Genomic DNA, 20,644 nt, shown 5'->3' with positions numbered 1-20,644 from the left:
ACCAGGAAATATCTGGGCTTGGGGAAGACCCGTTCGAAGCTCTGCGGCTGGCCCGCGCCCCCGGCGGCCTTCGGCTCCTTGATGGCCAGCGCGTTGCCGAAGGGGAGCAACTGCGCAGCTCCCCTTCTCGTCGTCGCCCTCTCTTCCGGGACGCGGGCGCCTGATTACGAAGCCTCCGCCGCACGTGCCGTGTTGGTCACCTCGGGCAGCGGGTCCGCGCGGCGGGCCACGTCGAGGAGATCGCGCAGAGTGCGTTCGGCCGGTCCCAGTCGCGGCCGCCACTGGGCGACGATGCTGACCGGGCGGATCCGCTCCGCCAGGCGCAGCGTCACCAGCTCGCCCTCCTGCAGCTCCCGGGTCACCGCCAGTTCAGGCAGAAGCGACAGCCCGTGCCCGTGCCCGGTCAGCCGCAGCAACGCCGACAAGGAGCCCTGAATCATGGCCAGTTGGGCACCGGCCAGCAGATCCCGACCGAAGCGGTCCACCAGCATCTCCGAGGTGCAGCCCGGCTCGGCCACCAGGAAGTCGTACCCCAGCAGCTGTTCCGGCGTGACCTCCTCCTCCCGGGCCAACGGATGACTGGGCCCCGCCACCACAACCGTCCGGTCGTGTCCCACCACCGCATGCGGGCCGAGCGCACGCATGCCGTTGTCGTACTGGAAGACCACATCCAACTCGCCCGCGCCGAACGCCTGCTCCAGCCTCCGCCGGTTGGCAACCGTCAACTCCATGCCTGTGCCGGCCTCCGCGTCGTCTGCGCCGTACTCCAACGCGGCCAGTACCTCCGGCATCCACACGTGCGCCAGTGACTCCTGCGCCCCGATCCGCAGCCGCGGCCGACCACCGCGCGCCACCCGGCGCATCTGCTCCTCCAGCTCCAGGGCCTCGCGCGCATACGGCAGAAGCCGGGCGCCCGCCTCGCTGAGCACCGACCCCGCGCCCTGGCGCACCAAAACGCTCACCCCGAGGTCCGCCTCCAGCCGCTTGAGCTGGGCGCTGAGGCTGGACTGGGCGTATCCCAACGCCTGTGCTGCGGAGGAGATGCCACCATGGTCGGCGACCGCGACGAAAGCGCGCAGATAGCGGGAGTCCACGACAGCAGCATAACCTCCATCGGACTTTCCGATGGGGGTATCGGAGGTGCGACGTCGCAGGCCGGCGGCCCGCCGGGGGAGGCTGCCGCCATGAGTACCGCCGATCCCCTCTGCCGTCCCTCCGGGCTCGCCGGACCGGGCCCGACCCCACCGACCGCGCCGATCACACCGTCCGCGCAGGCTCAGGCGCCTGCGCCGCCCACTCCGACCGCGCCCGCCCAGGCGCCCGCGCCGCCCAAGCGCCATTCCAAGCTGACGTTCGCCGGTATCGCCACCGGCAACCTGCTCGTTCTGCTCGACACCTCGATCCTCAACGTCGCGGTGCCCGACGTGCAGAAGTCGCTGCATCCGGCCACCGCCGCCCTGCCCTGGGCCGTCGACGCCTACACGGTCGTCTTCGCCGGACTGCTGCTGGCCGGCGGTGTCATCGCCGACCGTTGGGGCGCGCGCCGCGTCTATGCCACCGCGCTCGGCCTCTTCTCCGCTCTGTCCGTGGTGTGTGCCTTGGCGCCGAACGTCGGCGCCCTCATCGGCGGCCGCGCGCTGCTCGGTGCCGCGGGCGCCGGCCTGGTGCCCGCCTCCCTGGCACTGCTGATCCACCTCAACCCCGACCCGGTGCGCCGCACCCGTGCGATTGGTGCCTGGACCGCGCTGAGCGGCCTGGGAGCGGCCGCCGGACCCGTGCTCGGCGGCGCCCTGGTCGAACTCGGCGGCTGGCGGCTGGTGTTCCTGGTCAATCCGCCGATCGCGTTGGCCGCTCTGCTGCTGGCCCGCCGACTGCCCGTGCCGCCCCTCCGCGCCACCCGCGCTCTGGACCGCCCCGGTCTGACGCTGTCCACCGCCGGACTCGCTCTGCTCACCTTCGGTCTGGTCGAGGCCGGCATCGAGGGCTGGGGCTCACCGCGCGCCCTGGTCCCGATCGTCGCCGCGCTGCTCTGCTTCGTCGCCGTGGCCGTCGTGGAACGCCGGGTGGCCGCCCCGGTCCTGCCGCCGGCGCTGCTCGCCCTGCCGAAGGTCCGGGCCGCCATGGTGGCCGCCGCGGTGTCCTGCTTCGCCTACTTCGGCGGGATGTATCTGTTCGCCGTGTGGCTGCAGCACACCTATGACCTGACTCCGTTCAAGGCCGGTCTCGCCTCCTTGCCGATCGCCTTTCCGGTGTGTGTCATGCCGTTCTTCACCGGCCGGCTCGTCGCCCGCTACGGCGCGCGCCCGATCCTGCTGACCGGCATGTCCGCCTCTGTGGTGTCGGGTGTGTTGCTCGCCTTCTGTACCGGCCATCACCCGCCGCTGCCGCTGATCCTCGCCGCCGAGCTGACGTTGGCCGCGACCGGCACGCTGTCGATCCCCGGCGCCGCCGCCGCGATGGCCGTCTCGGCACCGCCGGAGTACGCGGCAACCAGTCAGGGCGCCCTGAACGGCATCCGGCAGGCCGGCTCCGCGCTCGGCGTCGCGGTACTGGGCACCCTCGGCACCCTGACCACCTCGGGTTACGTCCTGATCTGCATCGGTGTACTGGCGGTGCTGCTGGTGGCCAAGGCGACTGCTAGACAGAGCGCCTGACGGAGCATCAGCACAAGGCCGCGACGCACAGAGCCCGACGCCCCGGGGAATCTCCGTTCCCGTGGGGCGTCACGCGTGGGCGGTCGGTGGTCGCTGGTCGCGGTCGCAGGCCGCCGGTGCACGGCCACCGCGTCCCGCGGAGCGCCTTGACGGCTGCGACCTCCTGCTCGCCGGTGACGGGGGGGCGTGCCGGGTGTGCTTCGCCGGTCCCCTCCGCCCAACTGCCAGGCGCACATGGTCAGCGGCTGGTGAGAAGGCCGTCCACCAGGGCTCGGAGCCCGTCCAGGTAGGTGTCCTGGGCGGTCAGTGGCGCCCAGCGGTCCGCGACCTGTGCCAAGCGGGGTAGTTCGTTCGGGTCGAGGTCGGCGAAGACCTGCTCCCGGTAGGTCGCACGGTCATCGTGTGCGCGTCGCCGGGCCGCGGTTGCTCTGACCACGATTTCTCCGGCGGTGTAGTACCAGATCGCGCGGTAGCCGTGGACGGCCCGGTCGGGGGAGAGGCCGCACTCGACCAGGCCGTCGACGATCTGCTCGACGAACCAGAGCGCGGACGTGGACATCAAGTCATCGGCGGTCAACACCTCCACGATCCAGGGACAGGCGGCGAGCGCCTGGTGGATCGTGGTGGCGGCGACGACGATCCGTTCGCGAGGGTCGACGGGAATTTCGGGTCGGCGCAGCGTCCGTGTGGCGTAGTCGTCCAGCAGCAGGACGAGTAGTTCTTCCTTGTCGCGGACGTGGTGGTAGAGCGCCATCGGCGTACTGCCGATCTCCGTGGCCAGCCGCCGCATGGTCAGCCGGTCCACGCCTGCCTCGGTGACGATCCGGCGGGCTGTCTCGATGATCGCCTCGCGAGAGATACGGGGAGGTCGGCCCAGGGTTTTGCGCGGTGCGGACGGTTGCGGCATGCCTCCATCATCCCCCAGGTGTCGACAACGACGATACCCAGCCGCTAACTTTTCTTACGTGTATAAAAACGCTCGAAGGAGACCCGGAGTGGTGCTGGCGGCAGCCGCCGTCGCCCAGTTCGTCGTCGCCCTGGACATGTCCGTGGTCAACGTCGCCTTGCCGGCGATCCGCACCGCGCTGGGATTCGCGCCGCTTGACCTGTCCTGGGTGGTGCACGTGTACGCGCTCACGTTCGGCGGGTTCCTGCTGCTGGGCGGCCGCGCTTGCGACCTGTACGGCCGGCGCAGGCTGTTCGTACTGGGGCTGACTGTCTTCGGACTGTGCTCGCTGGCCGGCGGGCTGGCCCAGGCACCGTGGCAACTGATCGCCGCCCGCGCCGGGCAGGGCCTGGGCGCCGCCGCATCCGCGCCGGCCGCGCTGGCGATGCTCACCACCACCTTCACCGAGGGCCCCCGGCGCGTCCGCGCGCTCGGGGTGTGGAGCGCAGTCAACGCCGCAGGCGGCGCACTGGGCGTGCTGGCAGGTGGGCTGCTGACCGAGTACGCGGGCTGGCGTTGGGTCATGCTGATCAACCTGCCCATCGTCGCGGCAGCTCTCGCGCTGGTCCCCGCAGGGGTGCCCGCCGGAGCGCCACCCGCCCGGCACGAGAAGCTGGACGCGCTGGGCGCCGTCCTGGCGACCGGCGGAGTCGGGCTGCTGGTGCTCGGTGTCGTCCGCACCGACATCCTCGGCTGGAGCTCCCCGCTCACGTGGGCGACCCTCGCCACCGCAGCCGCGCTGCTGGTCGCCTTCGTCTTCGCCGAGTCAAGGGCCACCGCACCGCTGCTCCGCCTCGGCCTGCTGCGCAGCCGCTGGATCGCCGGCGCGAACATGCTCGTGTTCCTGGCCGCGGCCGGGCAGTTCACCGCGTTCTACTTCGTGTCCCTGTACATGCAGCAGGTCCTGGGCATGGGGGCCGCAGCGACCGGCACGGCATTTCTGCCCTTCTCCCTGGGGCTGGTCGCTGGAACCATCGTCGCGACCCGCATCACCGCGGCACGCAACCCCCGGGCGTCCCTGGTGCCCGGCGCCCTGCTGGCCGCCGCGGGCCTGGCCTGGTTCGCCCTCATCAGCCCCAACGGCAGCTTCCTCACCGACGTGCTCGGTCCGTCCCTCGTCACCAGCGTCGGCGCCGGACTGGTCCTGGCCCCGGTCGCCGCCGCCGCGACCACCGGCGTCGCCGCGCATGAGGCCGGCATGGCCTCCGGCCTGATGAACAGCTCCCGCCAACTCGGCGGCTGCATCGGCCTGGCTGCCCTGGCCACCATTGCCGCGCACCACACCGGCACGGCCACCGACCCGTCCGCGCTCAACGACGGCTACGCCCTGGGCCTGGCCATCACCGCCGCCCTCTTCCTGCTCGCGGTGGTCGTGGCGATCGGCGTGCTGCCGCGCCACCGAGCCGTCCCCCCTGTCCCGAAACCCACCACCGTCCCCGCAGACAACCAGTTGGAAGGAACACCCTCATGACGACCACCACCGTCGACCTGTTCGCATCGGCGCTGCACTTCCACGCCGACGGCGATGTCCAAGCCGTCGAACGGCAGATGACGAGCAGCGGCTCCGGCGCCTGGCAGCTCGCCACGTTCCATGTGGAGACCGACGCCGACGTCCACGCCGACCACTGGGAGATGCACCCGGAGGCCGAGGAAGCGGTGTGCTGCCTGACCGGCGGCATCCGCCTCTACTTCCGACCCGACAGGCCCGGCGGCGCCGAGGACATGGTGCGGTTGCAGCCAGGCACCGCCGTGATCGTCCCCCGCGGTCGCTGGCACCGCCTGGAGCTGGAAGCCCCCAGCGACCTGATGTCGATCACCCTTCGCAACGGCACCCGCCTCGAAAAGCGCACCGACACCCACTGAGCGGAAGGTGGCCCGGCAGTTCGCTGCCGGACCACCACCACCCTCGCCGGAAGACTGGGCGGTGCCCGCCCCGTCGACGCAAGGTGTGCACCACACTCGCGGGTGACACCACGCCCGCTTCTCAAGCCACTCTCAAGCCACGCCAGTCAACCCCGGCCGAGCGGCGCGCCGTGCCAGCGCCAGTTCGCCCGGCGGGGGCGATCAGGCGTCTCCATGCGACCGGTGGCCCACAGAAGGGTCGACCATGGGGTGTCGACGACGGGGACGTCGGGGAAGAGCCGCGCGAGGACCCGCTCACTCAGGTCCTGCGGGGGCTCCCACGTGCGGTTCAGTCCCTGGGCGATGTCGTGGGTGTGGACCAGGGTCTCGACGATGCCCATCGCTGCGAAGCCCTCGGGATCGGAGGCGCCGAAGACGTGGGGAGCCAAGGTAGTTGCGTCGGTGGTGTCGACGACCGTCGCGAGCAGTCCGCCGCAGGCCTCCACGACGGTCAGGAGTCCATCGGGCCCCGCCTCGTGGTCCCCGAAGATGACATTGGCCGGACCGCCCGGTCGATCACTGGAAATGCGCAGTGGAACCCGCGGTACGGCAATGGGCTGCGCGAGCCCGAACCGTAGCGCGTACGTGAGCAAGTCGTCCGCGAGGTGTTCAAGGGTTTCCCAGCACGTCCACTCCAAACCGCCGGCCCGCGCGTGCCATTGGGGAGCCGGGACGCCTTTCAGGGCGTCGACACCGTGGGCGACGGCCTGTCGCACGTGCTCTCCGCCCACTGGCATGCGCGGCTCTCCGGACTGTGGCATGCGGAGAGCCTACAGCCGTCGGCGTCCTCGATATCGATCTGCGTCGTCAGGCAGTTGCCAAGCCAACGCGCCTGCATCTTCCACCGCACCGTCATCGTCGCCTCGATCCAACTGTGACTCCGCACGTGATCCGCGCCTGGCTAGTCGTCCGAACCTGCAGCCGACGGCGGTACCTCGACGACGAAGAACAGGAAGCAGGGTCTGGTCGAAAGGTCATGGAAGTCGTCGGGGAACAGCTCACGGGCGGCCGGGTCGGGCTGCGGCTCGCTGATGACGGAAAGGCTGAAGCCGGCTGTGGTGAACGCATCGGTCATTGCGTGCAGCGACTTGCGCCAGAACTTCATCGGGACGGTCTGCCCGCCGAACGTCCAGTCGAAGGTATAGCTGGTGGTCGCGAAATAGTCGGGCCGAGGATCCTCGATCGTGTACGCCACGAAAGGGTGGTCCACCGACGCGATCAGCCGTCCGCCGGGCCTGAGCACTCGCCGTAACTCCGCCAGCGTCGGCCCCCAGTCCTCCAGGTAGTGCAGGACCAGCGACGCGACCACGTCGTCGAACGCACCGTCGGCGAACGGCAGACGGTCGCTCAGGTCGACCACGTGCAGGGCCACGTCGTCACCCAGCCGCTGCCTGGCCAACGCCAGCATCCCGGCGCTGGCGTCGATGCCGGTGACGACCGCACCGCGGTCGCGCAGCGCAGCGGACAGGGGCCCCGAGCCGCAGCCGGCGTCCAGGATCCGTCGGCCGGCCACGTCTCCGGCGAGGGCCACCATCGCGGGCCGCTCGTAGTACGCGTTCACGAGGTTGTTCTCGTTCTCCGCCGAGTACGCCTCGGCGAAGCTGTCGTAGTCATTCGCCTGGGCCGGATCTGCAGACCGGGCGAGACCCTCGGGCACGTCGGTTATGCGTTCCATTGCCGCAGCCTAGACCTGTCCGGCCGATCATGTAACTGTGAGTGCTGCCCTATGGTTTCGGGATGAGCAACTCTGCTGGGGCTGCTGTCCTGACAACCACCGACCTACCTGCAGCGATACGCGCGGTGCGTACTTTGCTGGGCATCGCGGACATCGCTCAGGGAGAGGTTGACTTCGAAGCCGTGATCAGGTCGCCGACTGTCCTGACGCGAGTACGTCACGTACTCCCCGACCTCCGATGGTGGGCATCGGCCGGCCAGGAGCACGGTTCGTCGGAGGCGGGCGACGACCCTGCGGGATGTCTGCCGATCCGAGTATTCGACTGGGGGCGTCCACTGGACCGCGCCGAGCCCTTCATCTCCGCTCTGGGTTCAGATCCCGCAGCTGTTCGATGGGATCTGGACGCATGGCCTGCGGTGCCCGAAGCGGGACTGGAGGAGATCTCGCAGAAATACGCGTATCTCACCCTGACCGTGAATTCCCGGGACCTCTATCAGGACGAGCCGTCGCAGGACCACACCGTCCACGTGCACGTCCGGAACCGGAACGGCGACCAGTTCCCCCGCGTCCATTGGCTCGCCGATCAAGTGGGTGGCCGGTTCACCGGCAGGGTAGAGATCGCCCCTCTGTAACCCGCACCCGCCTGAAGCAACACCGGGCGGTCGCCACTCGCCACGACAAGTCGATGCTGCTGCCGGCGCCGTGGGTGAGGCCGGGGCCGGAGCCCAGGACAGTGCGGGCGAAAGTGGCTTCGGGCAGGGTGCGTGCGGACATGGGGGTGTCCTTGTCGAGGTGTAGCGGCGGGGTCAGGGGGTGCGGTGCTGTGCCCAGGCGCGGATCTGTTCCAGGGCCGGCAGGAGGGCTCGACCGTCGGTGGTGAGGGTGTAGGTGGCGGGCCCGGGCGGGAGTTGGTCGTGGGTGACGAGCCCGGCCGCCACGAGTTCGCGCAGCCGGTCGGCGAGCATCTTGGTGCTGATTGAGCCGATGGCACTGTGCAGTTCGCCGTAGCGGGCGGGGCGTGGGGCCAGGGTGTGGAGGATGATTCCGTTCTATTTCTGGCCGAGGACCTCGAACGCGGCGAGGAGGTCCGCATCGGCGGTCAGCGGCGCGAGGGTCGGGCAGGCGGCCAACGGGTCTTGATCCTCCGTCCTCGGTGATGCGGCAGCGGGGGAGGGGCCGCAGCCGGCCGGGGGTCTCGGCTGCGGCCCGATGCCGCCTTGACCGCTCCAAGAACAGGACGGGGCGGCGGCAATCGCGGTCAGGGAAGGAGAATGACCTTGCCCTGGTTGCGCCTTGCCTCGATGTCGGCATGGGCGGTGGCTGCCTGGTCGAGCGGGTAGGCGCGCCAGACGGGCAGGTCGAGGTTGCCTGCGGCGGCCAGTTGCACCAGCTCCGGCAGGGATTCTTCGGCCTGGCTGGGGCTCCCGGCGCTGAAGCGGACGTCGTGCTGAGCGGCGGTCATGTCGGCGATGGTGATGACGTGTGCGCTGTCGCCGGTCAGGGCGACGGAGTCGGCGAGCACGCCGGCGCCGGAGGCGTCGAAGACGAAGTCGACTCCCCGGGGAGCCGCGGCCTTCACCCGCTCCACCCAGCCGTCGCCGTAGGGGACCGCAGTGGCCCCCAGCGCGGTGACGCGCTCGATGTCGTGCTCGCCGGCCGTTCCGATCACGGTGATGCCACGGGTGACGGCCAACTGCACCGCGATGGTGCCCACGCTGCCGCCGGCGCCATGGATGAGGAGGGTCTGTCCTGCCTGCACAGCCAGCTGCCCGAGGACACGGAACGCGGTCCGGCCGACCGTGACCAGCGAGGCGGCGACCTCCCACGACAGGGCCTCGGGCTTGGCCACCGGCCGAGCGAGCAGGGCGTACTCGCCGTAGCCGCCGCCGACCGTGGCACCGAAAACCTTGTCCCCCACCGCCGCATCGGCTCCCTCGCCGACGGCATCGACGACACCGGCCGCATCCAGGCCGGGGATCACGGGGAAACGGGCGGGGACGGTGCCGGCCATCAGACCCGATCGGATCTTGATGTCGAGGGGGTTCACGGCGGCAGCCCGCACCCGGATGCGGACCTGGCCAGGGCCGGGCTCCGGAGTTGCGACCTCTGACAGTCGCAGCACCTCGGGCGGACCGTACTCGGAGAAAGTGATCGCTCTGGACATGGGAACTCCCAATGAGAGGTGGGTGGAGAGCGGCAGGTGGAGAGAGACAGGGACCGCACGCGCTGTGACTCACTGCGCACTGTGCGGCCACGCCGGTGGGGTCGGACGCTCAGGCGCTGAGAGCGGGGTAGTCGGTGTAGCCGCGGTGGTCGCCGCCGTAGAAGGTGGCCTTGTCAGGGGCGTTGAACGGCCCACCGGCGATCAGGCGGCGCGGCAGGTCGGGGTTGGCCAGGAACAGTGCGCCGTAGGCCACCATGTCCGCGCTGCCGTCCTCGATCAGCTTCAGCGCGTCGGGACCGGTGACGTCGGGGTGGGTGAACGGGTTGAGGACGAACGTGCCGGGCCAGGCCTTGCGCAGCCGCGGGGTCAGGTCGCGGTCCGGGCCCTCCATCAGGTGCAGATAGGCCAGGTCCAGGCCGGCGAGCCGCTCCAGCAGCGCACCGTAGACCTCGGCCGGGTTGTCCTCGGACATGTCGTTGTACCGGTTCCCGGGCGAGATACGCAGGCCGACCCGGTCGCTGCCGATCGCCTCGGCCACGGCCGTGACGACCTCGACGGCGAAGCGGATCCGGCCTTCGGTGTCGCTGCCCCAGGCATCGGTGCGGTGGTTGGAGTTGTCCGCGAGGAACTGGTGGATCAGGTAGCCGTTCGCGCCGTGGATCTCCACACCGTCGAAGCCGGCCTCGACTGCGTTGCGGGCCGCGTCGGCGAAGTCGGCGATGGTCTGCCGGATCCCCGCCTCGCTCAGCTCCTTCGGCGTGACGTACTCCTTGGGGCCCTCGTGGGTGTAGACCTGCCCCTTGGCGGCCACCGCCGACGGCCCTACCGGCACCAGGCCGTCGGGCAGCAGGCTCGGGTGGCCGATCCGTCCGGTGTGCATCAGCTGGGCGAAGATCACGCCGCCCTCGCGGTGCACGGCATCGGTCACCGTCCGCCAGGCCCGCACCTGCCCGGACGTGTGCAGGCCGGGGGTGTCGGGGTAGCCCTGCCCGACCGGTGAGGGCTGGATGCCCTCGGTGACGATCAGCCCGGCACTGGCTCGCTGCGCGTAGTACGTCGCCATCAGCTCGGTCGGCTCGGCTCCGGGCCCGTAGGCGCGGCTGCGGGTCATCGGCGCCATCACGAGGCGGTTCGACAGGGGCTTGCCGCCCAGGACGATCGCGTCGAAAGCAGTGGTCATGACTTCTTCCTCAGGGTGAGTGGTGCTCCGCGGTGCGGACGTCTGGTGCTGCCCGCGCTGACATTTACCTGTCTGAGCAAGTAAATCACCTGTCCGAACAAGTAAATGCCCTCCGTCCATTCCCAGGGGGTGGGTGTGAGGCGCGTCACGGCCCAGGGGTAGGGGCGGAGTCGGGTGCGGCAGGGCTAGGAGGCCACCTATCGATGCTGGCCGTGGCCGTGGCTGTGGCCCGTGACCCCGTGACCCCGTGGCCCATGGCTAGTGGCGGGTCGGTCGGTCCCCCGATCCTCTGCCTGGCCGGTGCGCCTGCCGGGTCCCCGGGGCCGTCAGGCGGTCGAAGCCGGAGCCAGTGCCGTCAGAGGCCAGGTGCCTACCTGTGCGAACGAGTAAATCCGCCAGCTCTTCCGGCTCTCTCCGTGAGGCATACCGTCCGCGCTGCCTGTATCTCCAGCTCTCCGCCGGTCACGGGGCCTCGGAGGACGGGCAGTGGCGGCTATCCTGATTACTGTCCGGCCAACTTCAGAGCCGGCCGGGAAAGGGAAGATCCTGATGAGCCGGGCAGCCAACCCGAGGAAACAAGGCCAACCGAGCCAGCCGCCCACGGAGACGCCGGACACCTCCACCGTGCCGGTGCCCGCCTCCGCGCACGTGGGACCCGTCAGTCACGCGATCTTCCGCGTGGCTCGCCTGCACCGCATGATCGCCGGACAGCTCCTGCGCCGGGTCGGCCTCCACCTCGGCCAGGAACTGGTCATGATGCATCTGTGGGAACTCGGCCCCCAGCGGCAGACTGATCTGGTGCGTCTGATCGACTCCGACGCCGCAACCATGACTCGCAGCATCAAACGCCTGGAAAACGCCGGCTTCGTCCGCCGCCGACCCTGCCCCGACGACAAACGCGCCACCATCATCGAACCGACTGCCGCCAGTCAGGCGCTGCGCCGAGAAGTCGAACGCATCTGGGCCGAGCTCGAGGACGCCTCGACCGGCGACCTCTCCCTCGATCAGGTCACCGAAACACTGGAAACCCTGCGACGCGTCGAAGCCAGCCTCGCCCGCGCTGCCGCACACGCCGACGCGTCTGCCGCGCACGACGACAACACAACCGACAACCGGCGGAAGCCGCATACGAGTTGAGACTGGCGCTGTTCGCCGAGGCACGGCCCCTGCTCATGGCCCGCCAGCACCTCGCCCAAGCTCCGCCGAGACCCGCGCGAAGGCATCTCTGCGGGTGATGACAAGGAGTGCGGCTCCAGTTATGCCCCCGGGTGGTGCGCTCCGCCGAATGGGTGGCAGGTCGTCGAACCCCTTGTCGATAAGGCATCTCAGATGCTTACTGGTGGTGTCCGACCAGGTGGGCTGCCCATCCCTCCGCTGGGGAACGCAGCTCAGTGGCATCGGCCTGCGCATGCCGCCGCAGGTTCGCAAGGGCACCCACCGGAGGAAGCCGTCGGCCGACGCGCTCTCACGCTGCATCGGCTGATGAGGGTGGCTCATACGTACGTCGAAGGAGACGTTGTGCGAGCCATCAACTTGTTTCGATTACTGGCTGAGGTCGGTGCGGCCGGTGGGCTGTTGCTCACCGTCCCGGCAGCGCACGCGGATGCCGCGGGCTCGGCGCAGGTGGTGGTTGTGCCGTGCAGCGAGACGGCGTTGGTCAATGCCGTCGACGGAGCCAATGCCGCAGGGGGCGGCGACCTGATCCTCGCGCCGTTCTGCACCTACACCCTGACCGGCGCCCACAGCACGGGTGGCAGCGGAGGACCGGCGGGCCTGCCGAACATCACCACGCCGATCACCATGTCCGGGCTGGCCACCGAGATCACCCGTGCGTCGAACGCGCCCTCCTTCCGCATCATCGAGGTGGACGGCCCCTCGCAATTCCTGGCCGCCCAGGGCCAGCTCACCTTGGCCACGGTGACCATCAGCAACGGTGACGCCGGCCTCGGCGTGGGCGGCGGCATCGCCAACCTCGGCGGGTCGGTGACCATGACCGCGGGCAGTGTCCGGGGCAGCCGCGCCTCGTACGGCGGCGGCATCTACACCGACACCGCGCTGACGATGACCGCCAGCAGCGTCACCGGTTCCACCGCCACCGTCAACGGCGGCGGCATCTACCGGAACGCGGGCTCCGTCACGCTGCTCGCCAGCAATGTGTCCGGCAACGCCCCCAACAACTGCGCCGCCACCGCGCCTTTGACGGCCCCCTGCTGAGATCGCAGGCCCCCAACTTACCTTCTCCGGCGGTGAGTTCGCGGCGCAGCAGGCGAACGCGCCCTTGTCCTGCTCCGTACGGCGCTGCAATCGCCGAGCAGGTGAGATAGACGGCGCCCTTTGATGGGGTGCCGCGTCGCTTCACACACTGCGACCCGCCCAGGGGACGACCCGCCCAGTCGCCCTGTGGCAACGGTTCTTCACATGTCTTCCCGCCCCACTGCCCACTGGGACAACGCCATGCGGTTGCGGGCCGCGCCAGCCATCCACCTGCTCTTGCTCACACGCGAGCAGAGCAGCACGTTCGAAGGAGAAAGAACATGGCAACCATCACTTCCTTAGTGGACACCACGACCACAACCAACCAGGGCAAGGCCGGGGACACCGTCCAGATCAACGGCACCGCTCTGTCCACCACCACGAGGGTGAACTTCGGTACGGCGGCCGTCACCCCGACAAGCGTCACCGCCACCCAGGTCACCTTCGTGGTGCCCAGCGCGGCGCCGTGCTCCGGCCAGGTCTCGGTCAGCGTCTCCAGCAGCACCGGTGCCACCAGCAACGCGCTGCCGTTCTTCGTCATCGCCGCGCCGACCACCTCGGGAATGAGCGTCACCTGCGTATCAGCCGCCACCGGCGGCCCGGTCACGCTGTTCGGCACCAACTTCCTCACCGGAACGCAGGTCGGGGTGGGCACCGTCGGTACCGTGGCGGTCACGCCCACACAGGCGGGCCAGGTCACCTTCACCGCTCCGGCCAACCCGGGCCAGGTCGCCACGGTGTCGACCCAGCCGGTGACCATCACCACCGCCGGTGGCACCAGCACCTCGGGCACCACCCAGATCGAGTACTACCTCGCGCCGACCATCACCTCGGTGCTGCCCACCTCGGGTACGGCGGGGGACGAAATCACCGTCACCGGAACCGGTTTCGTCGGCGTCGACACCGTCACCTTCACCGACAGCGCCGCCGCCACCGCCACCGCGGTCTTCACCCCCGTCAGCGCCACCCAGCTCGTCGTCACCGTGCCCGGCGGACTCGCCACCGGCGCCGGAAGCATCACGGTCCACACCTGCGGCGGCAACTCCAACGCCGAGCCCTTCACGATCGTCTGACCGTCGGGGACGGCCGGGCACGGACTGCACAACCACCAAGTCGCCGCCCGTTCGCAGCACGTGGTGTGGACGGGCGGCGACGTCCCGGTGCCCGGGCCGACAACCACCGGCCAGGGGACACCCTCCTAGGCATCAGGAGAAGGAGAAGAGCCTCATGGCCCCCGTAGTGACCAGCGTCAACCCCGCCCAAGGCGCTCCAGCGGGCGGTACCAGCGTCACCATCACCGGCTCCGGCTTCACCGGCGCCACCCAGGTCAGGTTCGGCCCCAACGGCACCACCTTCGTCATCGTGAGCGACACCCTGATCACGGCCAAGACCCCCGCAGGAACCGGCACGGTGCAGGTCACGGTCACGGCGCCGACAGGCACCAGCAACCAGAACGTGCTCTTCACCTACACCTCGGCCTCAGCCCCAGCCCTCGGCAGTCTCAACCCCGCCTCGGGTCCCACGTCGGGCGGCAATACGGTGACCCTCAACGGCACGAATCTGTCCGGTGCGACTGTGGTGCTCTTCGGGCCCAACGCGGCCACCATTCTCACCAATACCGCTACGCAGATCACCGTCCTTGTGCCGGCCGGGTCGCCGTCCTCGGTCGCGGTCACCGTCACTACGGCCGGCGGCACCAGCAACGCCCTGACCTACACCTACGTTGCTGCTCCCGCTCCGGTTCTCGGCAGTCTCAGCCCCACGTCGGGTCCTACATCGGGCGGCAACATCGTGACCCTCACCGGCACCAATCTTTCCGGCGCCATCTTGGTGAAGTTCGGTGCCAACGCGGCCACCATTGTCACCAATACCGGTACGCAGATCACCGTCCTTGTGCCGGCCGGGTCGCCGTCCTCGGTCGCGGTCACCGTCACTACGGCCGGTGGCACCAGTAACGCCCTGACCTATACCTACCTCTCCACGCCCGTCCCGTCACTCAGCAGCCTCAACCCCACCTCCGGCCCCACCTCCGGCGGCAACACCGTCACCCTCAACGGCACCAACCTCACCGGCGCCATCTCCGTGAAGTTCGGTGCCAACCCGGCCACCATCCTCACCAACACCGCGACACAGGTCACCGTCATCGCTCCGGCCGGGCCGCCGTCCTCGGTCAATGTCACCGTGACCACGGCCGGCGGCACCAGCAATCCCCTGCCCTACTTCTACATCGCGGCGCCCACCGTCAGCGATCTGTCCACGCACCTCGGCCCGGCCACCGGCGGCAACACCGTCACCGTCTTCGGCGGCAACCTGACGCTCACCAGCGCCGTGAACTTCGGGGGGAATCCGGCCACCGGCATCAACGTGGTCTCCGACAACCAGCTGACCGTGACCGCTCCAGCCGGGTCCGGCACGGTCACCGTCACGGTTACCACACCGGGCGGGACCAGCACCGCGGCCACCGGGAACCCGTACTACACGTACCTCGCAGCTCCCGTCCTGACCAGCCTCACCCCCTCCCACGGCTCTGACGCCGGCGGCGACGCGATCGTGCTGGGCGGCAGCAACCTCACCTACACCGACGCGGTGACCTTCGGCGGCATCCCGGCCTCGTTCGCGACGATCTCCGACAGCCAGGTCGTCGCGACCAGCCCGGTCGGGGCACCCGGAACGGTGAGCGTCGTGGCGCACACCCCGGCCGGGAACAGCAACGCCCTGCCCTATGTCTACGACCCGTCCTGAGCCAGGGAAGTGACGGCTCGTCAGTAGTGTCAGTAGTGCTTGCTTGCGATCGGTTCGGTAAATGAGGAAAAGGAGAGCGTCATGGTTCCGATAGTCATCAGCGTCAGCACCATCCAACGCGCTCCAGCAGACGGCACTTCGGTCACCAGCAGCAGCACCGGTCGCACCAGCGCCTTGGCCGTACGTGCGGGCGGCGTCCCGGAGCCGGGGGGAAGCTGTGGAGACGAATGAGCCGCTGGTGGCGGACGAGATCCCGGTGGGGCACGCCCCCATCGTGGCGGCGATCAACCCGGACGGCCGGCACGTCCATGTGACCAACTTCGGGAGTAGCAGCGTCAGCGTCAGGACGCCGGTGGACATCATCGGGGAAGGACTGGGCAACACCACCGCGGTCCGCTTCGGAGGCCAGCCGGCCGCCTCCTTCACGGTCCTCAATGACCACGAGATCCTGGCTGTCTCGCCACGCCTCGCCACCGACGTCAAGATCGACGCCACCATCGGGCAGCACACCACCCGGACCGTGGGCCGCTTCTACTACCTCCCGGACTCGGTGCTGGCCAGGATCAGTCCGACCTCGGGCCCGCTGGGCGGGGGTGGCACCCTGACCGTCACCGGCCGGGGCCTGATGACCACCACGTCGGTGCGCTTCGGCACCGTGGCTGTCACTCCGTCGTCCGTCCTGGACGACCGGGTCACCGTAACCGTGCCGCCGCGGAGACGGCGGGCCCCGTCACGGTTACCGTGGTGACACGGAGCAACTCCTATGGGCAGTCCACATTCACCTACGCGGGGCCGCCCAGCATCACCTCCGTAACCCCGTCGCTTGGCTCGACCGCGGGCGGCGACCCGATCCTCATCGTGGGCACCGAGCTCGGATCCACACAGTCGGTGACGATCGGCGGCGCGGCGGCCGCCTTCGGTGTCATCTCCAACACCCGGATCGTCGCCGTCACACCCCCATCCGCCGTCACCGGCCCGGCGGACGTCACCGTAACCACGACGGGCGGCACCATCACCGCGCCCGGGGCCTTCGTCTACACCTGATCGCCGGGCACGGTCGCCAGATGTCGGGCCCGCGGACCAGCCTACGGAGCGTGGTGCGGTCCGAGCGGGCGTCTGCCAGTTATGCCAAGCCCGGGCCCAATCGCGACACCGGGACCGGAGGTTGAGCCGGCTGAGGCACTGTGTCTCCGCCACAGGGATGTCGTGAGCTAGCTCCTGCGGTGGAGTCGATCATCCGTGCGGATGACACCTCGTCGTCGACGATCCGGCCACGATGGACTCATGGCGATCAAGCTTTCCGTGGACGATGCTGAGCGTCCGGCCTCGCGCCGGACACCCCGCCTTCGGCCGGGCACATGGCCGGGGCTTGCTGCTGCGGTATGGGGGCTCCTGTTTGCGGTACCCAGTTTTGCCTGGGCGATGGGAACGACCTTCGGCGCGCGGACGACGGTGGCGCCGTCCCTGGTGAAGCTCGCTGGTGATCGAGTGGCGTGGTTCGTGGCCGTCTTGTGGGTGACCGGTCTGCTGAAGGTCGTCGGGGCCCTGATCGGTATCGGCCTGACACGCCGGCGCGGCAGACGGATCGGCCGTCTCATGGTGTTCTGTGGCGGCGGCGCGGCGGTGCTGCTCGTCTGGCACGGTTGTCTCTTCGTTGCCCACGGAGTACTGGTTGAGGCCGGGATCCGCTCTGTCGCGCCTGACCTGGCCGGGCTGACCCGCTGGTACCTCTGCCTGTGGGGACCGTGGTTCATCGTCGGCGGTCTGGCTTTCGCCGCCGCCACCACGCGGTACGTCCGCCGACTGGAGGCCCGGGGCGAGCTGCGACTTTACGGTGTTGTGGGGGCGCTGGGCGCGTTGCTCCTGTCATTGGCATCGATGATCACCGGGATCGGCTGATGACTGTCGCACAGCTGCCGGCATGCCAGCCCGCCCTTTGCTGGACAGGGCTCTGGGGACCGCTGTTGACCGCGAGCGACCGCCTCGACGGGTACGCATGGGCCTGCTTGGGGCACGCATCGGGCATGCCGCTGCGGTCGCCGAACGCATCGTGCGTTCGCCTCTGCAGACAGCCTGACTGGGACACCGCAAGCGATCAGCCAGCCGGCCGCCCCGACCGCTCGTCTTCGAGGAACTGGATTACGTCACGATCTCCCTGCCGGAACCATCTGGGGCACCGGGAGGTCCGAGGCTGGTGAGGGCGAGTGTCGGTGTGCCGAGAAGTGCGGAGGTCAGGGCTGTACCTCTTGGCTGACTGGACCACGAGCTTCAGTGCCGGTCCCATGCTCGCTGCGCCGGCATGCGGCGCGGAGCGTTGGGTCCAGTTGCGCCTTCTCGATCGAACCCGCCGTGAGCAACTGGTCCGCGGTCAATCCCCGCGCCTCGCGAAGGTCGGCTCTGGTCAGATCGGCACCTGTCAGATCTGCGTCGGTAAGGTCGGCGTGTCGCAGCTTCGCCCCGATGAGGCTGGCGTTCCTCAATACCGCTCCGTTGAGGCGGGCTTGGTAGAGGCAGCTCCCATCGAGGCGCACCGGCTTCTCCTCCGCTCTGACACCCGTCAGGTCGGCCTTGGTCAGGTCAGTGCTTACCAGGTGCGCACCCGACAACTTTCCACCCATCAAGGTTGCTAGCTGCAGATCGGACTTGGACAGACAGGCATTGCGCAGGTCTGCGCCGGTGAGGTCACAGGCCACCATGTTCGCCAGGATGAAGACCGCCTCACGCAGATCAGCGCCGTTCATCTGCGCGTCGTTGCATCGGGAACCCATTGCCCGCACCCGGCGGAGATCGCAGTTTTCAAGGCTTGCTCGTCCCAGCGTGGCACGGGCTAGGACAGCATCGGTCAGCACTGCTCTGCTCAGCTGCGCCCCATGCAGATTCTGGCGCGCCATATGAGCACCGGCGAGGTGATATCCGCTGAGATCGATGCGGGACGAATACAGCTTGGCGTGTCTGGTATTCAGCGCGGTCAGCGCTGCCTGGACATCGGCCGCTGGCCTCTCTGGGCCCGAGGCCGCGCGCCCCGGGGGCAGTAACAAGCCTGAAGCCGCTGCTGCCTGCACACCCAGCGACGTGCTGTGTCCTGACTTCGGCGCCTGACGGCGGACGAACGTACGGACGATGTGCGTCACATGCTCGGCCTGTGCCGGCGCGTCGTGGATGATCTGCTGCAGGGCGAGGATACCGCCGAGACGTACGAACTCTTCCGTGGACTCCAGGCGCTCCAGGGCCTTGGAGAGCCGATCTGTCACCTGGCCGCGGCGAATGAGCCGGTAGTTACGTGCGGTGTAGAGCAACGCGATCACACCGCCAGCAGCAGCGCAGGCCTGAACGACGGCGAGCCGGTATTGTCCGACTGCCTGTGCGCGCTCTGCAGGAGTCAGCCCCTTGTACTGCGGCACGACTGTCGAAGAGACGGCGTCCCACAGGTGCGGCCCCCATAGCCAGGTCGCGCCCACCACCAACAGGCCGATGAGGAGGCCGATTTGGCGGTCGCGCCGGTACCGCAGCCAGACGATCAGAAAGATGGTGACAGCGAGGGCCAGGGACTCGACCATCAGCCACCAAGCCGCGACCTTGTTACCCTTCAGCAGCGCCTCGATGAGCGACACGTACATAGCGATGAAGAACAGAGCACCTGGTACCGCGACGACTCCAGCGAGCACGGCGCGAACGGCGCGTACGTTTTTCTTGTATGCCACGGGCTCATTCCAGCCGAAACACGTGCCGGCCGCGGCCATTTGAAAGGTTCTTGTCCTGACCGGTCCGATTCGGGCGACTGGGCGACACTGCCGCCCGGTCATGTTGCGTCGTGGTCAGTTCACGCGGCTGGCCACCCTGGCCGTAGCAACTATGGGCCCAAGTTGGTCATCAGGCCAGCTGGTGTCAGTGCCCCGCACGTCGCGTTGTGGCCGGTGACTTGTGTGGTCGGCGAGGATCTCCACGGGCCGACCCCCGTGACAGCCAGGACCCGCAGCCGCTCGTGCAGGCATTCGGCGCTCCGCCCACGGCGCCGACGTGCCGGCCTGTTACAGCCGGGCAGGGTGTAGGCATCGCCGACTCGCAGGAGTAGGCGCGGTCGTGGTAGGTGTCGAGCCGGCGTTCGCGCCAGGCGCGGGCCTCGGCCCGCAACGCGGGAGCGTGTGGGCCTGAGGTACGACCTCGGCCTCTTCCCAGCGGCGTAGGTCACGCCCCCGCGACTGTCGCGAACCCCAGCCTTCATCAACATGCAGAGCGTCGCCCCAAACGACCGCCCCATGACGAAGCGCCTGAAGTGTCGTCTCTCGCCGGGCGCTCTTACTGCAGATCGGTGAGGAGGCCGTCCAGGGCCTTCGTGAGCGCTGCGGCGTTGGCCGGATCGAACCAAGTGGTGCGGATGCGCTCGTTGTTGCCCTTCGGTGTCTCGTGGTCGGCGGCGAGTTGGTGCAGAGGGCGGGTCCCGTCGCCCAGGGAGCGGCCGACGTTCTGGAAGAGGCTGCGCACATAGCGGTCGGCGGCGTCGGGGGCGATGCCGTGGCCGGCGGCCCACGAGGTGAGCGTGGCGAGGTAGGTGTAGTGGGCGGTGAGCGTCCCGGTCAGTGCGGAGAAGACGTTGAAGGCGGTCTCGTCCGTGACGGGGAGCGCGCCGCCCAGCTGCTCGAAGAGGGCGTCCACGACCGGGTGCGAGGGGCAGGTCACTGTGACGGAGCGACGTTCGCGCACCGCGGGCAGCGGGATGGCGCGGACGATGGGGGCGCCGGTGGCGAGGGTCCGCCGCAGGTCGTCCGTGGCAACGCCGGCCATGAGGTTGACCACGATCTTGTCGTCGTCGACCTTCAGCCCGGTGAGCGCCTCGTGGTGGCCCTGGCGGCGTACGGCGATGATCACCAGCTCGGAGCGGTCCACCACCTCCTGGTTGTCGGCGCATATCTGGACGCCTTCGTAGCGCTCGGACAACTCGGCGGCGGTGCGGGCTCCCCGGGGAGAGAGGAAGATCTCCGGCGACGCACCGCCCGCGTGCCGCAGGCCCTCGACGATGGCCCGCCCGATCTCGCCCACTCCGATGATGCCGATGCGCTTCACTGGGTCCTCCCGCACGTCGTCCTCCATGTGTTTCTCCATGCCTTCCTCCATGCTGTGTGGTGGTCGT

Annotated in this window: 21 protein-coding genes; 11 read left to right on the top strand and 10 right to left on the bottom strand. The window is 69.2% G+C overall.

Annotation, left to right across the window (positions count from 1 at the left end):
- Positions 1–164 precede the first annotated feature (164 nt).
- The gene (locus IG62_RS0102565; RefSeq protein WP_030797013.1) at positions 165–1,094 is read right to left on the bottom strand and encodes a LysR family transcriptional regulator; all 930 of its coding nucleotides are present in this window, start codon (positions 1,092–1,094) and stop codon (positions 165–167) included.
- A gap of 90 nt (positions 1,095–1,184) precedes the next feature.
- Here IG62_RS0102565 and IG62_RS0102560 point away from each other — a divergent pair, with 90 nt between their 5' ends.
- Positions 1,185–2,654: an MFS transporter gene (locus IG62_RS0102560; RefSeq protein WP_037837698.1), complete on the top strand. Its 1,470-nt coding sequence runs from the start codon at positions 1,185–1,187 to the stop codon at positions 2,652–2,654.
- A 238-nt stretch (positions 2,655–2,892) separates the two neighbouring features.
- Here the strand turns inward: IG62_RS0102560 and IG62_RS0102555 are convergent, their stop codons facing one another.
- Positions 2,893–3,561 (bottom strand): TetR/AcrR family transcriptional regulator, encoded by a 669-nt coding sequence (locus tag IG62_RS0102555; protein WP_030797008.1) that lies wholly within the window; start codon positions 3,559–3,561, stop codon positions 2,893–2,895.
- Positions 3,562–3,649: 88 nt separating this feature from the next.
- Here IG62_RS0102555 and IG62_RS0102550 point away from each other — a divergent pair, with 88 nt between their 5' ends.
- Complete coding sequence (locus IG62_RS0102550; RefSeq protein WP_037837697.1) at positions 3,650–5,071, top strand: MFS transporter; 1,422 nt, start codon at positions 3,650–3,652, stop codon at positions 5,069–5,071.
- Positions 5,068–5,463: a cupin domain-containing protein gene (locus IG62_RS0102545; RefSeq protein WP_030797002.1), complete on the top strand. Its 396-nt coding sequence runs from the start codon at positions 5,068–5,070 to the stop codon at positions 5,461–5,463. The genes IG62_RS0102550 and IG62_RS0102545 overlap by 4 nt, the downstream gene beginning before the upstream one ends.
- 146 nt (positions 5,464–5,609) lie before the next feature.
- Here IG62_RS0102545 and IG62_RS0102540 read toward each other — a convergent pair whose 3' ends face one another.
- Entirely contained in the window at positions 5,610–6,218 is a 609-nt protein-coding gene (locus tag IG62_RS0102540; protein ID WP_234326209.1) for a DinB family protein, read from the bottom strand.
- 185 nt (positions 6,219–6,403) lie between these two features.
- Positions 6,404–7,177, bottom strand: coding sequence for a class I SAM-dependent methyltransferase (locus tag IG62_RS0102535; RefSeq protein ID WP_030796998.1), 774 nt, complete (start codon positions 7,175–7,177; stop codon positions 6,404–6,406).
- A gap of 62 nt (positions 7,178–7,239) precedes the next feature.
- Between IG62_RS0102535 and IG62_RS46980 the strand changes: the two genes are divergently transcribed.
- Entirely contained in the window at positions 7,240–7,809 is a 570-nt protein-coding gene (locus IG62_RS46980) for a hypothetical protein (protein WP_030796996.1), read from the top strand.
- 174 nt (positions 7,810–7,983) lie between these two features.
- Here IG62_RS46980 and IG62_RS41265 read toward each other — a convergent pair whose 3' ends face one another.
- The 3 genes from IG62_RS41265 to IG62_RS0102515 all read right to left on the bottom strand — a co-directional run bounded on the left by IG62_RS41265 (position 7,984) and on the right by IG62_RS0102515 (position 10,521).
- Complete coding sequence (locus IG62_RS41265) at positions 7,984–8,217, bottom strand: winged helix-turn-helix transcriptional regulator (RefSeq protein ID WP_267887851.1); 234 nt, start codon at positions 8,215–8,217, stop codon at positions 7,984–7,986.
- A 218-nt stretch (positions 8,218–8,435) separates the two neighbouring features.
- A complete protein-coding gene (locus IG62_RS0102520) occupies positions 8,436–9,341 on the bottom strand; it encodes an NADP-dependent oxidoreductase (RefSeq protein ID WP_030796994.1) in 906 nt (301 codons plus the stop codon).
- A gap of 109 nt (positions 9,342–9,450) precedes the next feature.
- Entirely contained in the window at positions 9,451–10,521 is a 1,071-nt protein-coding gene (locus tag IG62_RS0102515; RefSeq protein ID WP_030796992.1) for an alkene reductase, read from the bottom strand.
- A 630-nt stretch (positions 10,522–11,151) separates the two neighbouring features.
- Here IG62_RS0102515 and IG62_RS0102510 point away from each other — a divergent pair.
- The 4 genes from IG62_RS0102510 (at position 11,152) to IG62_RS0102495 (ending at position 15,516) form a co-directional block, all read left to right on the top strand.
- Positions 11,152–11,658, top strand: a complete 507-nt coding sequence (locus IG62_RS0102510) for a MarR family winged helix-turn-helix transcriptional regulator (RefSeq protein WP_063755324.1) — start codon at positions 11,152–11,154, stop codon at positions 11,656–11,658.
- 381 nt (positions 11,659–12,039) lie between these two features.
- The gene (locus tag IG62_RS0102505; RefSeq protein WP_234326208.1) at positions 12,040–12,735 is read left to right on the top strand and encodes a hypothetical protein; all 696 of its coding nucleotides are present in this window, start codon (positions 12,040–12,042) and stop codon (positions 12,733–12,735) included.
- Between the two features lie 320 nt (positions 12,736–13,055).
- A complete protein-coding gene (locus IG62_RS0102500; protein ID WP_078871770.1) occupies positions 13,056–13,847 on the top strand; it encodes an IPT/TIG domain-containing protein in 792 nt (263 codons plus the stop codon).
- Between the two features lie 154 nt (positions 13,848–14,001).
- On the top strand, positions 14,002–15,516 hold the full coding sequence (locus IG62_RS0102495) for a beta strand repeat-containing protein (protein WP_158794953.1): 1,515 nt from the start codon (positions 14,002–14,004) through the stop codon (positions 15,514–15,516).
- Between the two features lie 29 nt (positions 15,517–15,545).
- Here IG62_RS0102495 and IG62_RS49440 read toward each other — a convergent pair whose 3' ends face one another.
- On the bottom strand, positions 15,546–15,674 hold the full coding sequence (locus IG62_RS49440; RefSeq protein WP_267887849.1) for a hypothetical protein: 129 nt from the start codon (positions 15,672–15,674) through the stop codon (positions 15,546–15,548).
- Positions 15,675–15,733: 59 nt separating this feature from the next.
- Between IG62_RS49440 and IG62_RS44120 the strand changes: the two genes are divergently transcribed.
- The 3 genes from IG62_RS44120 to IG62_RS0102485 all read left to right on the top strand — a co-directional run bounded on the left by IG62_RS44120 (position 15,734) and on the right by IG62_RS0102485 (position 17,415).
- On the top strand, positions 15,734–16,264 hold the full coding sequence (locus tag IG62_RS44120) for an IPT/TIG domain-containing protein (protein WP_158794952.1): 531 nt from the start codon (positions 15,734–15,736) through the stop codon (positions 16,262–16,264).
- Positions 16,261–16,560 carry an IPT/TIG domain-containing protein gene (locus tag IG62_RS44115; RefSeq protein ID WP_158794951.1) on the top strand — a complete coding sequence of 100 codons (300 nt, stop codon included), beginning with the start codon at positions 16,261–16,263 and terminating at the stop codon, positions 16,558–16,560. The genes IG62_RS44120 and IG62_RS44115 overlap by 4 nt, the downstream gene beginning before the upstream one ends.
- A 240-nt stretch (positions 16,561–16,800) precedes the next feature.
- Positions 16,801–17,415: a DUF3995 domain-containing protein gene (locus tag IG62_RS0102485; RefSeq protein ID WP_078871767.1), complete on the top strand. Its 615-nt coding sequence runs from the start codon at positions 16,801–16,803 to the stop codon at positions 17,413–17,415.
- 332 nt (positions 17,416–17,747) lie between these two features.
- Here the strand turns inward: IG62_RS0102485 and IG62_RS0102480 are convergent, their stop codons facing one another.
- Positions 17,748–19,217 carry a pentapeptide repeat-containing protein gene (locus tag IG62_RS0102480; protein WP_158794950.1) on the bottom strand — a complete coding sequence of 490 codons (1,470 nt, stop codon included), beginning with the start codon at positions 19,215–19,217 and terminating at the stop codon, positions 17,748–17,750.
- A gap of 595 nt (positions 19,218–19,812) precedes the next feature.
- Positions 19,813–20,616 (bottom strand): NAD(P)-binding domain-containing protein, encoded by an 804-nt coding sequence (locus tag IG62_RS0102475; RefSeq protein ID WP_234326205.1) that lies wholly within the window; start codon positions 20,614–20,616, stop codon positions 19,813–19,815.
- Between the last annotated feature and the right edge of the window lie 28 nt (positions 20,617–20,644).

Origin of the sequence: Streptomyces sp. NRRL S-337 (assembly GCF_000720175.1) — a bacterium.
GTDB classification, from domain to species: domain Bacteria; phylum Actinomycetota; class Actinomycetes; order Streptomycetales; family Streptomycetaceae; genus Streptomyces; species Streptomyces siderophoricus.
This window is presented reverse-complemented; position numbering and strand designations above follow the sequence as displayed.

Coding starts and splice junctions, on each gene's coding strand:
- IG62_RS0102560 (WP_037837698.1), top strand. CDS start 1,185: ATGAGTACCGCCGATCCCCTCTGCCGTCCCTCCGGGCTCGCCGGACCG.
- IG62_RS0102475 (WP_234326205.1), bottom strand. CDS start 20,616: ATGGAGAAACACATGGAGGACGACGTGCGGGAGGACCCAGTGAAGCGC.
- IG62_RS0102535 (WP_030796998.1), bottom strand. CDS start 7,177: ATGGAACGCATAACCGACGTGCCCGAGGGTCTCGCCCGGTCTGCAGAT.
- IG62_RS46980 (WP_030796996.1), top strand. CDS start 7,240: ATGAGCAACTCTGCTGGGGCTGCTGTCCTGACAACCACCGACCTACCT.
- IG62_RS0102520 (WP_030796994.1), bottom strand. CDS start 9,341: ATGTCCAGAGCGATCACTTTCTCCGAGTACGGTCCGCCCGAGGTGCTG.
- IG62_RS0102545 (WP_030797002.1), top strand. CDS start 5,068: ATGACGACCACCACCGTCGACCTGTTCGCATCGGCGCTGCACTTCCAC.
- IG62_RS0102555 (WP_030797008.1), bottom strand. CDS start 3,561: ATGCCGCAACCGTCCGCACCGCGCAAAACCCTGGGCCGACCTCCCCGT.
- IG62_RS0102485 (WP_078871767.1), top strand. CDS start 16,801: ATGGCGATCAAGCTTTCCGTGGACGATGCTGAGCGTCCGGCCTCGCGC.
- IG62_RS0102500 (WP_078871770.1), top strand. CDS start 13,056: ATGGCAACCATCACTTCCTTAGTGGACACCACGACCACAACCAACCAG.
- IG62_RS0102495 (WP_158794953.1), top strand. CDS start 14,002: ATGGCCCCCGTAGTGACCAGCGTCAACCCCGCCCAAGGCGCTCCAGCG.
- IG62_RS0102515 (WP_030796992.1), bottom strand. CDS start 10,521: ATGACCACTGCTTTCGACGCGATCGTCCTGGGCGGCAAGCCCCTGTCG.